The sequence below is a fragment of the Streptomyces sp. NBC_01474 genome (assembly GCF_035918215.1).
Taxonomy (GTDB): Bacteria; Actinomycetota; Actinomycetes; order Streptomycetales; family Streptomycetaceae; genus Streptomyces; species Streptomyces aureus.
In genome coordinates, this window is record NZ_CP109449.1 from 6310012 (window position 1) to 6323855 (window position 13844).

Sequence of the window (13844 nt, forward strand, 5' to 3'; positions counted from 1 at the left end):
GGCGGGGCGGCGACTGTGCGGGCGGGCGTCAGCTCGTGCGTCCCTCGGCGTCGAACTCGGGGGTCCGGGGGGACCCCCCGGAAGAACGCGGCATACGGTCCAGGACCGAGTCGGCGGTCGGGGCGTACACCTCGTCGACGACGCGGCCGTCGGCGAGGAAGATCACGCGGTCCGCGTAGGCGGCGGCGACCGGGTCGTGGGTGACCATGACGACGGTCTGGCCCAGCTCGCGCACGGAGTTGCGCAGGAAGCCGAGGACCTCGGCGCCGGAGCGCGAGTCCAGGTTTCCGGTCGGCTCGTCACCGAAGATGATCTCGGGCCGGGAGGCGAGGGCACGGGCGACGGCCACGCGCTGCTGCTGGCCGCCGGAGAGCTCCGAGGGCCGGTGGGCGAGCCGGTCGGACAGGCCCACCATCGTGATCACGTTCTCCAGCCACTGCTTGTCAGCCTTGCGGCCCGCGATGTCCATGGGGAGCGTGATGTTCTCCAGGGCCGTCAGGGTGGGCAGCAGGTTGAACGCCTGGAAGATGAAGCCGATCTTGTCCCGGCGGAGCTTGGTGAGCTGCTTGTCCTTGAGGGACCCGAGCTCGGTGTCGCCGATGCGCACGGAGCCCGACGAGAAGTTGTCGAGGCCGGCTACGCAGTGCATCAGGGTCGACTTGCCGGACCCGGACGGGCCCATGATCGCGGTGAACTCGGCCTGCCGGAAGTCGACGGAGACCCGGTCGAGCGCGACCACCTGGGTCTCGCCCTGTCCGTAGACCTTGGACAGATCCGTGGCGCGCGCGGCCACTGCGGTGGCCTTGCCGGCGATGGGGGTGGTGGTCACGGAAGGGGGCTCCTGTCGGTCGACGGGTGGGGACGGGGTCCCGTTGGGGGGACCTCTCCATCGTCGTGGCCGTCTCGGGCCGTGAAGTCAGCCGCTGTTCCGGTTCCTGGGGGCGACTTCGGGGGGACCGGGGCCGCCCGGGTCATACCTGGGGATGACCCGGGACCCTGAGAGCGAAGATCACCGCGGGAGGTGAAATCCCGTCAATCCACGGTGACGGGGACGAGGGCGCCGAGGGGCGTGGAAGGGCCTGCGGCATGTGCGGATGGCGGCTACCGTGGTCTGATGCACCCTCAGGCGCCAATAAAATAAGACAACATCGAGCGGGCGTTCCGCTGTTCGGGGGATCTGTCCCGATAGGCTCGGAACCTCGTTGCGGAGCCCACGGCCTGCCCGGATGGTGGAATGCAGACACGGCGAGCTTAAACCTCGCTGCCCCTTCGCGGGCGTACCGGTTCAAGTCCGGTTCCGGGCACCTCCCGCTTCTCCTCCTCGCTCTCGAACCACATCATTTCTGAGCCGCTTCCTGTCGCCGCGTGTCGATCGCATCCGATCGCCGCGGCGTTTTTTCGTGCCCTCCGGAGTCCAGTGGCCGTTTTCTCCGCTCGGGACCGTTGACAGCGGTTCGAGCCGGGCGGAGACTCCGCTGAGCACATTATGAACGAAAGTTCACCACGCGAACAAGGCTGAGCGAAAAAGAAGGTACCCATGCGCACCACCGTCGGCATCATCGGAGCGGGCCCCGCCGGACTGCTCCTCGCCCGGCTCCTGCACAACGCCGGAATCGACTCCGTCGTCCTGGAGGGCCGCGACCGCGCGTACGTCGAACAGCGCCAGCGCGCCGGGATCCTGGAGCAGGGCACCGTCGACGTACTGCGCGAGGCGGGCGTGGCGGAGCGCATGGACCGCGAGGGCCTCCCGCACGACGGCATCGAGCTGCGCTTCGACAAGCGCCGCCACCGCGTCGACTTCCCCGCCCTGACGGGCGGCAGGTCGGTCATGGTCTACGCCCAGACCGAGGTGTGCAAGGACCTCATCGCCCTCCAGCTCGCCGAGGGAGGCCCGCTGCTCTTCGAGGCGGAGGCGCTGGCCGTCGAGGGTGCCGAGACCGAGAGCCCGAGCGTCCGCTTCCGCCACGAGGGCCGCGAGGACGTCCTCGACTGCGACTACGTCGTCGCCTGCGACGGCTCATGGGGCGTGGGCCGCAAGGCCGTACCCGCCGACGTCTCCCAGGTCTTCGAGCGCACGTACCCCTTCGGCTGGCTCGGCATCCTCGCCGATGTCGCCCCGTCCCACGACGAATTGATCTACGCCCGCCACGACCGCGGCTTCGCCCTCCTGTCCATGCGCTCCCCGTCCGTGTCGCGCGCCTACCTCCAAGTCCCCGAGGGCACGAACGCCGACGACTGGAGCGATGAGGAGATCTGGGACGAGCTCGACCGCCGCCTGGAGACCTCGGACGGCTGGAAGCTGGAGCGCGGCCCCATCACCTCCAAGTCCGTCACCCCGATGAGGAGTTACGTCCACGAGCCGATGCGCCACGGACGGCTCTTCCTCGCCGGGGACGCCGCCCACATCGTCCCGCCGACGGGCGCCAAGGGCCTCAACCTCGCCGTCGGCGACGTCGTCACCTTCGCCCGCGCCCTGACCCACCGCCACGAGACCGGCTCCACCGAGCTCCTCGACGCCTATTCGCAGACCTGCCTGCGCCGCGTCTGGCAGGCCGAGCGGTTCTCGTACGCGATGACGACGATGCTGCACCGCGCCCCCGACGCGACGCCCTTCGACGACCGCATCCAGCGCGCCCGCCTCGACCGGATCACGGCCTCGCGCGCCGCCGAGTCCGACCTCGCAGAGGGCTACACGGGCTTCCCCCTCGACTGAGTCCCGTCCACGTACCGCCGCACACCCGTCCCCGCGTACCCACGACGAAGTGAGTGCTCATGTCCCCCGACACCTCCCACGGCACCGCCATACCCTCGCCGCCCCGCACCTTCAGGGCCGTCGCCCCCGTCATCGCTCTGTGCTGGCTCGTCGTCTTCTTCGACGGCATGGACGTCAACATCTACGGCGCCGTCATGCCGCACCTCCTCGACGACAAGGGCTTCGGCTTCACCGCGTCCACCGCCGGCACGATCGGCTCCTGGACCACGTTCGGCATGCTGATCGGCGCACTCGGCTGCGGCACACTCACCGACTGGCTCGGCCGCAAGCCGATGGTCACCGGCTCCGTCGCCCTCTTCTCCGCCGGCTCCGCCGTGTGCGCGCTCGCCCCGAGCGCCGCCGTCTTCGGCGGGGGCCGCTTCCTCGCCGGGCTCGGACTCGGCGGCCTGATGCCGATCGGGCTCGCGATCGTCGCCGAGTTCGCCCCGCCCCGCAGGGCCGCCCTCGCCACCGGCCTGATGATGACCTCGTACCACGCCGGCGGCATGGTCGCGACGGGCCTCGGCCTCGCGCTCGGCCCCGACCACGGCTGGCGCGTCGTCTTCTGGACGGGCGTCATCCCGGCCGTCATCGCCGTCCCCCTCGTCCTGAAGTGGCTGCCCGAATCCCCGGCCGTCCTGTTCGCCAAGGGGCGTACCGCCGACGCGAGCGCCGTCGCCGCCCGCTACGGGCTGCCCGAGCCGACCCGCGCCGAGGCCCCCGCCGCCGGCGCCAAGGGCCGCTTCGCCGCCGTCGCCTCGCTCTTCGCACCCGGTACCCGGGCCGCGACCCCGCTCCTGTGGGTCGCCTCCTTCGCCGGCCTGCTCCTCGTCTACGGCGTCTCCACCTGGCTGCCCGAGCTGATGCGCGCCTCCGGCTACTCGCTCTCCTCGTCCGTCACCTTCCTCATGGTGATCAACGCGGGCGGGATCGTCGGCATGCTCGTCGCGGGCCGCGCCGCCGACCGGTTCGGCGCGGTCAAGGTGTCCGCGCTCTGGTTCGTCCTGACCGCCTGCGGCGCCTTCCTGCTCCGCGCCCACCTGCCGCTCGGCGTCGCGTACGCCCTGGTCTTCGTCACCGGCGTCTGGCTGTTCTCCGCCCAGGTCATGGTCTACGCGGCCGCCCCGTCCGTGTACACGCCCGGCCAGCGCGCCACCGGCCTCGGCTGGATCACGGGCGTGGGCCGCACCGGAGCCGTCGTCGGCCCCTGGCTGGGCGGCGCGGTCGTTGCCGGAGGCAACGCGGGCCTCGGCTTCACCACCTTCGCCGCGGCCGCGGTCCTCGGCGCCGTCGCCATCTCCCTGGTGCCCCTCGTTCGGCGGAACACCGGGCATGCCCCGGACGTTTCGGGTAACAGGATGGGAAAGATCCTCCCTGAGCACTAGGCTGGGGTCTTTGCCTGCCTATTACCCTTGAGCCAAGGCCGCGCAGGGTGGCTATGGAGGAGTGAGATGAGGAGCAGTAACCCGGTCTTCTCGCGACGGGGGTTCAGCCGCGACAACGGCTACGCGGGCTTCAACGCGCAGCCGCAGGCCGGGGGACCCGCAGTCGGCACACAGGGCAACGCCTACGCCGGCAACAACCCGTACGCGCAGAACCCTTACGCCCAGCAGGACCTGCAGTACGGCGCTCCGCCGCAGGCCCCGGCCACCACCGGCCGTATGACGATGGACGACGTCGTCATGCGCACCGCCACCACGCTCGGTGTCCTCGTCCTGACGGCCGCGCTCGCCTGGGCGCTGCTGCCGGTCGACACCGCGAACATCAACAAGTCGTACGGCATCGCGATCGGCGCAGGCCTCGTCGCGATGGTGCTGGGCCTCGTCCAGTCGTTCAAGCGCAAGGCGTCGCCGCCGCTCATCCTGGCGTACGCGGCGCTCGAGGGTGTCTTCCTCGGCGTCCTGTCGAGCATCGTCGACAACTACATCGCGAGCGGCGCGGCCATGCAGGCCGTGCTCGGCACGATGGCGGTCTTCGTGGCCGTCCTCGTCGCGTACAAGGCCGGCTGGATCCGCGTCAACCGGCGCTTCTACGGCTTCGTGATGGCCGCGGCCATGGGCTTCATCCTGCTCATGGCGGTGAACCTGCTGTTCGCCGTCTTCGGCGGCGGTGACGGCCTCGGCTTCCGCAGCGGCGGCCTGGGCATCGTCTTCGGCATCATCGGCGTGCTGCTCGGCGCGTGCTTCCTGGCCCTCGACTTCAAGCAGGTCGAGGACGGCATCGCGTACGGCGCCCCGCGCGAGGAGGCCTGGCTCGCCGCCTTCGGCCTGACGATGACGCTCGTGTGGATCTACCTCGAGTTCCTGCGCCTCATCGCGATCCTGCAGGGCAACGACTGATCACCCGGCAGTCAGACCTGAAAGGGCCCGCGCACCATCGGTGTGCGGGCCCTTTTTTCATGATTGCGGCTGTCGTGGGGACGATGGGGTCGGGGGTGGAACGCTCAGCCCAGGCGGCGGGCGGCCCGCCGCAGGTCGTACTCGTGGATGATCGCCTTGGCATGGCCGTACGCGAGTTCGTGCTCCCCGCGCAGCCAGCTGACCTTGTCTTCGAAGCGGAGGAAGCAGGGGCCTTCCTCGACGGTGCGCAGCCAGTCGGAGATCTCACGACCGGTGCAGTGGGGGATGCGAGCCAACAGATTCTGGTGGGTCTCCTGCGAGAACACTTGGGACATCGGCGCCTCCGGACGCGTTGCGATGTAGCCGGTCCTTCAGGCCACCGTGCCTGAGCGTTCGGTTGTTGGCAACAGTCGAGGGAAGGCGCATAGGGTCGCGGCATGCTCGATACGACGCCGTTGACGGACGCAGTGGACCGATTCGCCGACCGGCTGCGCGCCGCGCCGCAGAGCAGGCTCCAGCGGGGGGCCGCCGCCGAGGCGCTCGCCCTCGCCAGGGAACTGTCCGCGTGGGCGCAGCGCCTGGAGGACCCCGAGGGACCCGTACGGGAGATGCCGGACGCCGGGATGTTCGCCGGGGCCGACCAGATCACCGTCGCCGCACGCGACCTGTCCGTCGTCCTTCAGAACCCCACCCAACTGGGCGAGGCGCTCACGCTCGTCGAGGAGGCACAGAAACGCGCCGGGGTGTGAGCCGACCCGGCGCGTTCTTCGATGGGTGGGGGCGGAAGCCGAGCGGGGGTGCTCAGACGGAGGCTATGACCCGGTCGGCCAGGATGTAGACGTTCTCGCGGCCGCAGGCGAACGTGAGCGCGTACGCGCCCGAGACACCCGAGCCGCCCAGCAGCACCGGGGACTCGCCCTCGCGCAGCGCCGCGGCCAGCTGCTCCGCGGTCTCGCGGTGGCCGGGGGTCATGCAGAGCGTGGTGCCGTCCACGAAGACGTACACGTCGAGCGTGCCCAGCGGGCCCGGGCGCACATCGGCCAGGGCGGTGCGGGCGTCGGCCAGCTCCTCCAGACACGTCACCGTCCGCTCGTGGTCGCTGCTTCCGCCCGAGACGGGCGACTGCACCGGCACGAAGTCGGGGTGCGAGGGGTGACGGCGACGGGCGGCCGCGAGCTCCGCGGACTCCCCGGAGAACTCGTCGGCGCCCGCGTCGGCCGGCTCCACCACGGGCTCGAGGCCCGCCGCGAGACCCGGCTCCAGGCCCGCGAAATCGGCCTGGCGCGGCATGAACAGATCGTCACCGAGGCCCAGCGCGCCACCGAGCACGGACGGCGTGTCGGAGGCGTCCCGCGCCTCCTGCGCGGCCCAGAAGGCACGCGCTTCGGCGAGCTCGCGCTCCCGCTCCTCCGCGAGTGCGTCGGCGACGGCCGCGCGTATCTCCTCCGTGTCGGGCGTGGTGCGCGCGGCGGGCACGCCACGACCGGCGCCGACGGCGCGGTCATGGGCGAGCTCGTCCCGCAGTTCGGTGATCTGCCTGCGCAGTCCGTGGACGGTGTGCAGGGCAGCGGCGCCCACGGCCGTGGCGGCGGCCGTGGCGATGAGCAGAGCAAGAGGCATGGCGCTCACTGACGTACTCCCGGTTTCAAGTCGACCCCCGACTTCCTACATCAGCTTGAAGCCTGGACCATCCCGCTGTCAGTGCATTACGTCACGAAATGGACAGTTATTTGGCCGGGTGTTTCGGGGTGTTATGCCCTGGGAACCCTGCTGACCTGCAAGAACCGTCTCCCCCAGGAGATACGTCACATCCTGGGGGAGATTGGATCACGATTCAGCAGAGGCGCAACCCGGCCCCGGGGTCGTCAGCTCAGCTGAGGCGCTCGATGACCATCGCCATGCCCTGGCCACCGCCGACGCACATGGTCTCCAGACCGAACTGCTTGTCGTGGAACTGGAGGCTGTTGATCAGGGTGCCGGTGATGCGGGCGCCCGTCATGCCGAAGGGGTGACCCACGGCGATCGCGCCACCGTTGATGTTCAGCTTGTCCTCGTCGATGCCGAGGTCGCGCGCGGAGGGGATGACCTGCGCGGCGAACGCCTCGTTGATCTCGACCAGGTCGATGTCGCCGATGCCGAGGCCGGCGCGCTTCAGCGCCTGCTTCGACGCCTCGACCGGGCCGAGGCCCATGATCTCGGGGGACAGGCCCGAGACGCCGGTGGAGACGATGCGGGCGAGCGGCGTCAGACCGAGCTCGCGGGCCTTCGTGTCGGACATGATCACGAGGGCCGCGGCGCCGTCGTTGAGCGGGCAGCAGTTCGCGGCCGTGACCAGGCCGTCGGGGCGGAAGACCGGCTTCAGGCCCGAGACGCCCTCCAGGGTGACACCCGCGCGCGGGCCGTCGTCCTGCGAGACGACCGTGCCGTCGGGGGTGGTGACCGGGGTGATCTCCCGCTCCCAGAAGCCGTTCTTGATGGCCTGCTCGGCCAGGTTCTGCGAACGCACACCGAACGCGTCCATGTCCGCGCGCGTGACGCCCTTCGTCCGCGCCAGGTTCTCGGCGGTCTGGCCCATCGCGATGTACGCGTCCGGTACGAGGCCGTCCTCGCGCGGGTCGTGCCAGGACGCGCCCTCGGACTCGGCGACGGCGGCCGTACGGGCCTCCGCGTCGGCGAACAGCGGGTTGTGCGTGTCCGGCAGCGAGTCCGAGTTGCCCTTCACGAAGCGCGACACCATCTCGACGCCGGCCGAGATGAAGACGTCACCCTCGCCGGCCTTGATGGCGTGCAGCGCCATGCGGCTGGTCTGCAGGGACGAGGAGCAGTAGCGGGTGACCGTACATCCCGGCAGGTGGTCCATGCCCATCTGCACGGCCACGATGCGGCCCAGGTTGTTGCCCTGCTCGCCGCCGGGCAGACCGCAGCCGAGCATCAGGTCGTCGATGTCCCGCGGGTCGAGCTCGGGGACCTTGGCCAGCGCGGCCTGGATGATCGTGGCGGTCAGATCGTCCGGGCGCAGGTCCTTGAGGGACCCCTTGAAAGCGCGGCCGATGGGGGAGCGGGCGGTCGAGACGATCACGGCTTCGGGCATCACGGCTCCAAGAGGTCTACGTACGAGCTATTCGCCTACGAGCTAAAGGCAGGACCGTGAGGGAAGTTACCTGTACGTACAGTCCAGGTCACCGGTGTGCGCGTGTGATGCCTGCCGCATTTTTCTAAGCGCTTGCTCAGGGCGATGTCCGGGTAGCGGTTCTCCGGCCCGGGAGCGGGGTCCAGGGCACGAGGGCTCCGCCCCGGACCTCGCTCCCGGACGGGTCAGAGGTTCAGCGGCGCCGGGTCCTGGGTCGTCACCCGCCGGCGCCTGCGGCGCTTCAGCAACGCCCAAGGTCCCCTCGGACCCGTAGGCATCGCCGCCGTGACCTCCGTGCCGCCCTCTTCCGCCGCCTGGGCCGCAGCCCTGGCCACCGGCAGGAATCCCTCGCGCCGCGACACGTCCGGACGCTCCTCCTCCGGCCACAGGCCCAGCGACGCGCACAGCGTCGGCAGCACCGCCATCGCCGCCGTCGCATAGCCCTCGGCCGACGGGTGGTAGTTGTCGGGGCCGAACAGCTCCCGCGGGTTGGCCAGGAACTCCGGGCCGAGCAGGTCACCCAGCGACACCGTGCGCCCGCCCTGCTCCACCGCGCCGATCGTCTGCGCCGCCGCCAGCTGCCGCGAGGCCCGCCGCGCCAGATACCGCAGCGGCTGGTTCACCGGCTCGATCGTGCCCAGATCCGGGCACGTCCCCACGACCACCTCCGCACCCGCCGTCCGGAGCCTGCGCACCGCCGCCGACAGATGACGCACCGAGCGGGTCGCCGGCATCCGGTGCGTCACGTCGTTCGCGCCGATCATCACGACACACACGTCCGGCACCCAGTCCGGATCCGACAGGATCACCGCGACCTGGCGGTCCAGATCGTCGGACATGGCCCCCGGCAGAGCCACGTTGCGCATCTCCACGGGCCGCTCGGCCACCGCCGAGAGCCCCGACGCAAGCAGCGCGGCCGGCGTCTGCCGGGCCCGGTGCACACCCTGCCCCGCCGCCGTCGAGTCCCCCAGCATCGCGAACCGCAGCGGCTCGGTCTCCGCCACCTCGGTGCCCTGGCGCTCGGCGAACACCCTCCCGTACAGACCGTTCGCCGACGGGACCTGAACGCTTCCCCTGCCGTGGTTGCCCACCTGCCGCTTCGCCAGCTGGACCTCCGCGATCAGCAGACCGACCGCGGCCGCGCCGACCAGACCGATCCCGCCGCCGCCGTACGCCGCGCCCGCGGCGATCCGCCGTGCCACCCTCGCCCTCGACATACGTCGCAGCCACCTGCCTCTGCGTAGTCCTTTTCAGCCGTACATCCAGTCATTGCCCCGTAAGCACCGTCGGCCAATCGCAACAGGCGATGAAGCGGCGGCACTCGGCTTACGCTGACCGCACATCACATCGCGGATCCCTCACAGATCCATCGCAGCCCGGAGACAACGGTGCAATTCCACGACTCGATGATCAGCCTCGTCGGCAACACCCCGCTCGTCAGGCTCAACAGCGTGACCGAAGGCATTCAGGCGACCGTCCTGGCCAAGGTCGAGTACTTCAACCCCGGCGGTTCGGTGAAGGACCGCATCGCCCTGCGCATGATCGAGGCGGCGGAGGAGAGCGGTGCCCTCGAGCCCGGCGGCACGATCGTGGAGCCGACCAGCGGCAACACGGGCGTGGGCCTGGCCATCGTGGCGCAGCAGAAGGGGTACAAGTGCATCTTCGTGTGCCCCGACAAGGTCTCCACGGACAAGATCAACGTGCTGCGGGCGTACGGCGCGGAGGTCGTCGTCTGCCCGACGGCCGTGGACCCGGAGCACCCGGACTCGTACTACAACGTCTCCGACCGGCTGGTGCGTGAGACGCCCGGCGCCTGGAAGCCGGACCAGTACTCCAACCCCAACAACCCCCTCTCGCACTATCACTCCACCGGCCCCGAGCTGTGGGAGCAGACGGAGGGCGAGATCACGCACTTCGTGGCGGGCGTCGGCACGGGAGGCACGATCTCCGGGACCGGCCGCTATCTGAAGGACGTGAGCGAGGGCCGCGTACAGGTCATCGGCGCCGACCCGGAGGGCTCCGTGTACTCCGGCGGCTCCGGGCGCCCGTACCTCGTGGAGGGCGTGGGCGAGGACTTCTGGCCGACGGCGTACGACCGCACGGTCGCGGACGAGATCGTCGCGGTCTCCGACAAGGACTCCTTCCAGATGACCCGCCGCCTCGCCAAGGAGGAGGGCCTCCTCGTGGGCGGCTCCTGCGGCATGGCGGTGGTGGCGGCCCTCCGCGTCGCCGAACGCCTCGGCCCGGACGACGTGGTGGTGGTCCTCCTCCCGGACAGCGGCCGCGGCTACCTCAGCAAGATCTTCAACGACGAGTGGATGGCCGACTACGGCTTCCTCGCCGACACGGGCACGAGCGCGCGCGTGGGCGACGTCCTCCAGGACAAGGAGGGCGGCGCGCTGCCGTCGCTCGTCCACATGCACCCGGAGGAGACCGTCGGCGAGGCCATCGAGGTGCTGCGCGAGTACGGCGTCTCGCAGATGCCCATCGTGAAGCCGGGAGCCGGACACCCGGACGTGATGGCGGCCGAGGTCATCGGCTCCGTCGTCGAACGGGAGCTGCTCGACGCCCTGTTCACGCAGCGCGCCTCGCTCGGCGACCCGCTGGAGAAGCACATGTCGTCCCCGCTGCCGCAGGTCGGCTCGGGTGAGCCGGTGGAGGACCTGATGTCCGTGCTCGGCTCCGCGGACGCGGCGATCGTCCTGGTGGAGGGCAAGCCCAAGGGTGTGGTGAGCCGTCAGGACCTCTTGGCCTTCCTCGCGAAGAGCGGCGGGAAGTAAGGCGGAGCGGGTTCGTGCAATCGGTACGAGCGCGACACGTGCGCGCAGCACCCGCTTAACACGGGTCCGGCACATTGGTGGGTGTCGGCAGGGGTGGGAGCGGCTCCCCGCCCAGGCCGGCACCGTAGCGGCGTCAAGGACCTCCGGAGCGGCTCCCGGACCTCCATGGACGCCTGCGGACGCGGTGACCCGGTCCTGACCCGGTTCCGTGTCCTTCGCGGGGACCGCCGTCGTCCCGCCCCCCGTTCGCGGGGGTGCGGCGGTCCCCGCGCCACACTCCTCTATTCGGCGAACAGGCCCCGCTCCGCGGCGCGTACGTCGAATTCCTCCAGGCGGGCCTGCGCCTCGGGCAGGTTGTCGCACATCGCTTCCAGGAGTACGCGGCCGAGCAGCATCGGTGAGCACGCCGTGTCGAAGGCGAGGCCCTCGCCGACCGCGGCGGGCAGGAGCAGGTCCGAGTGCTTGGCGACGGGGGCGAAGGCCGAGTCGGCGACGGTGACCACGGCGAGGCCGGCCGACTTGGCGTAGGCGAGCGCGTCGACGACCTCCTTGGGGTGGCGGGGCAGCGCGAAGCAGAGGAGGGCGGTGGCTCCGGCGCGGACGGCGGCGTCCACGCGGTCGGCGAGCATCGTGCCGCCCTCGTCGAGGAGCCGTACGTCGGGGTGGACCTTCGCCGCGAAGTACGAGAAGCCGTAGGCCTGGGAGGCGGCGGCGCGCAGGCCGAGGACGGGGAGCGGGCGGGAGGCGGCGAGGAGGCGTCCCGCGCGTTCGATGGGGGCGGGGTCGGCGAGGAGCTGCGCGAGGTGGCGGAGGTTCTCGATCTCGGCCTCGACGGCCTGCTGGTACTCGTTGGCCGATGCGGGCGTGGTGGGTTCGACGGGGGCGACCTCGCGCAGGTGTTTGCGCAGGGCGGGGTAGCCGTCGAAGCCGAGTGCCACGGCGAAGCGGGTCACGGACGGCTGGCTGACCCCGGCGAGTTCGGCGAGTTCCACGGAGGAGAGGAACGGGACGTCGGCGGCGCGGCGCACCATGCAGTGCGCGATGCGGCGCTGAGTGGGTGTCAGGCGGTGAACCTCGAAGAGCTGTTGCAGTCGTGCGGCTGGGCTGTCGTTCATTCCGTCCCCCCAGGGCGGTCTGATCCGGCCGCGGTGGATGTCGCGGCCGGTCCGTCTGTTCCGTCGGCGATGCGGGTGAAGCTGTCCAGGAGCCCCGCCGCCCGGGTGACATCTTCCGTCAGGGGGCGGTCGGTGGCGTCGGGGTCGAGGACCGAATCCGCTAGGGCGAAGGCGCGGCCGACCGGGAGTTCGGGCTCGGGGCGCATGTCGCGCTGGCGCAACGCCCGTACCGCGGCGACGAGTTCGCAGCCCACGACGAGGCGGTAGGCGTCGCAGACGCGCAGGGTCTGGCGGGCGGCGAGGGACGCGAAGCTGGCCTGTTCCTCGACGCCGCGGGAGAGGACCGCGTGGCCGAGCGACGCGGGGGCGGCGAAGGCGCGCAGGTCGCCGAGGGCCGCTCCGGCCGCGTATTCGAGGATCATCACGCCCGACGAGGCGGCCTCGCCGTCGGCGAGGAAGGGGCGCAGGCGGGTGTAGGAGGGTTCGTTGAGGGTGGACAGGCGTGAGGTGGAGAGCCGGGCGACCTGGGCGATGGCGAGCCTGAAGTGGTCGAGCGCCAGGGCGAGTTGGGCCATGTAGAAACCGCCGTGGTGGTAGGCGGCCATGTCCTGGGGGGAGATGAGGGGGTTCTCGGCGGCGGCGTTGATCTCGACGGTGAGTACGTCTTCGAGGGCGTCGGCGGCGTCCTGGGCGGGGCCGTGGATCTGGGGGACGCAGCGGAAGCCGTACGGGTCCTGGATGCGGCCGAGGGGCGGGGTGGGGCGTTCGGGGGCGCCGAGGATGGCGCGCATGCGTGCGGCGACGTCGTACGAGCCGCGGTGGTGGCGGGCCTCGTGGACGGGCAGGGCGTACGCCTCGTAGGAGCCGTCGACGGCCAGCAGGGAGAGTGCGGCGACGAGTTGGGTGGCGGAGATCAGGTCGCGCAGTTCGTGGAGGGCGAGGGCGGACTGGCCGAGGGTGAGGGCGTTGCTGCTGATGAGGGCGAGGGCGTCGTTGTTGTCGAGGGGCTGGGCCTCGGGGGCGCCGTCGCCGCGCCAGGGGTGTTCGCCGGCGAGGGCGAGGCCCATCTGGGCGAGGGCGGCGATGTCGCCGGTGCCGACGGAGCCGAATTCGTTGACGACCGGGTGGGCGCCGGTCTCCAGGGCTTCGCACAGGGCCGTCACGACGGTGGGACGTAGTCCCGCGCCGCCGGCGAGGAGCTGGTTGGCGCGGACGGCGAGCATGGCGCGGACCTGGCGTGCGGGGAGCTCTTCACCGATGGCGCCGGCGTGGCTGCGCAGCAGGCGCAGGCCGTGGTCGGCGGCGGCCTCGGTGGGCACGTCCTCGTTCCGGTTCGCGCCGACGCCGGTGGAGCGGCCGTAGACGCGGCCCCAGGCTGCGATCTCGCGGGCGGCGTTCCAGGACTCCTCGACGCGCTTCATGGCGTCGGTGCCGGGGACGGGTCTGGCGGCGGAGTCGGCCAGCCGGACGACGTCGGGCACGGGGAGCCCGTGGCCGTCGAGCACGACGACGGGCGTGGGACGCTGGGGGGCCGTCATGCGGGGCTTACCCGCGGTGTCCGCGATGTGAGACGACATGATGCGCCAAACCCTCCTTAACCGGACGTCTTGTCTCGTTCCTCGGCCGCGTTAACCAGCGATTTACCTGGCGATGTGTGCCGGGGCATTGACAACTTATTCAGATACAGAGAACTCTGCATGACGATATGCAGCCCGGGCAAGGGGACTC

Annotated in this window: 12 protein-coding genes and 1 tRNA gene; 6 read left to right on the plus strand and 7 right to left on the minus strand. The window is 70.9% G+C overall.

Annotated elements, in window-relative coordinates:
- Positions 1-28 precede the first annotated feature (28 nt).
- Positions 29-829, minus strand: a complete 801-nt coding sequence (locus OG758_RS28905) for an ABC transporter ATP-binding protein (RefSeq protein WP_326712628.1) — start codon at positions 827-829, stop codon at positions 29-31.
- Between the two features lie 391 nt (positions 830-1220).
- Here OG758_RS28905 and OG758_RS28910 point away from each other — a divergent pair.
- From OG758_RS28910 to OG758_RS28925, 4 genes are all read left to right on the plus strand, one after another.
- A tRNA-Leu gene (locus OG758_RS28910) sits at positions 1221-1304 on the plus strand.
- 233 nt (positions 1305-1537) lie between these two features.
- Positions 1538-2713, plus strand: coding sequence for a 4-hydroxybenzoate 3-monooxygenase (locus OG758_RS28915; RefSeq protein WP_326712629.1), 1176 nt, complete (start codon positions 1538-1540; stop codon positions 2711-2713).
- A 59-nt stretch (positions 2714-2772) separates the two neighbouring features.
- A complete protein-coding gene (locus tag OG758_RS28920; RefSeq protein WP_326712630.1) occupies positions 2773-4137 on the plus strand; it encodes an MFS transporter in 1365 nt (454 codons plus the stop codon).
- Between the two features lie 66 nt (positions 4138-4203).
- Entirely contained in the window at positions 4204-5091 is an 888-nt protein-coding gene (locus tag OG758_RS28925; RefSeq protein WP_326712631.1) for a Bax inhibitor-1/YccA family protein, read from the plus strand.
- Between the two features lie 104 nt (positions 5092-5195).
- Here the strand turns inward: OG758_RS28925 and OG758_RS28930 are convergent, their stop codons facing one another.
- On the minus strand, positions 5196-5426 hold the full coding sequence (locus OG758_RS28930; RefSeq protein WP_326712632.1) for a DUF4287 domain-containing protein: 231 nt from the start codon (positions 5424-5426) through the stop codon (positions 5196-5198).
- Between the two features lie 102 nt (positions 5427-5528).
- Between OG758_RS28930 and OG758_RS28935 the strand changes: the two genes are divergently transcribed.
- Positions 5529-5840 carry a hypothetical protein gene (locus tag OG758_RS28935; protein WP_266563390.1) on the plus strand — a complete coding sequence of 104 codons (312 nt, stop codon included), beginning with the start codon at positions 5529-5531 and terminating at the stop codon, positions 5838-5840.
- 52 nt (positions 5841-5892) lie between these two features.
- Here the strand turns inward: OG758_RS28935 and OG758_RS28940 are convergent, their stop codons facing one another.
- The 3 genes from OG758_RS28940 to OG758_RS28950 form a co-directional block, all read right to left on the minus strand.
- Positions 5893-6711: a hypothetical protein gene (locus OG758_RS28940; RefSeq protein ID WP_326716064.1), complete on the minus strand. Its 819-nt coding sequence runs from the start codon at positions 6709-6711 to the stop codon at positions 5893-5895.
- 250 nt (positions 6712-6961) lie between these two features.
- Positions 6962-8182 carry an acetyl-CoA C-acetyltransferase gene (locus OG758_RS28945; protein WP_266563392.1) on the minus strand — a complete coding sequence of 407 codons (1221 nt, stop codon included), beginning with the start codon at positions 8180-8182 and terminating at the stop codon, positions 6962-6964.
- A gap of 224 nt (positions 8183-8406) precedes the next feature.
- Positions 8407-9438 carry an SGNH/GDSL hydrolase family protein gene (locus tag OG758_RS28950; protein ID WP_326712633.1) on the minus strand — a complete coding sequence of 344 codons (1032 nt, stop codon included), beginning with the start codon at positions 9436-9438 and terminating at the stop codon, positions 8407-8409.
- Positions 9439-9609: 171 nt separating this feature from the next.
- On the opposite strand from OG758_RS28950, the gene OG758_RS28955 reads away from it, so the two are divergent.
- Positions 9610-11001, plus strand: a complete 1392-nt coding sequence (locus tag OG758_RS28955; protein WP_326712634.1) for a cystathionine beta-synthase — start codon at positions 9610-9612, stop codon at positions 10999-11001.
- A gap of 281 nt (positions 11002-11282) precedes the next feature.
- Here OG758_RS28955 and OG758_RS28960 read toward each other — a convergent pair whose 3' ends face one another.
- A complete protein-coding gene (locus OG758_RS28960; RefSeq protein ID WP_326712635.1) occupies positions 11283-12116 on the minus strand; it encodes a MurR/RpiR family transcriptional regulator in 834 nt (277 codons plus the stop codon).
- The gene (locus OG758_RS28965; protein ID WP_442810354.1) at positions 12113-13693 is read right to left on the minus strand and encodes an aromatic amino acid ammonia-lyase; all 1581 of its coding nucleotides are present in this window, start codon (positions 13691-13693) and stop codon (positions 12113-12115) included. The genes OG758_RS28960 and OG758_RS28965 overlap by 4 nt, the downstream gene beginning before the upstream one ends.
- Positions 13694-13844: the final 151 nt, after the last annotated feature.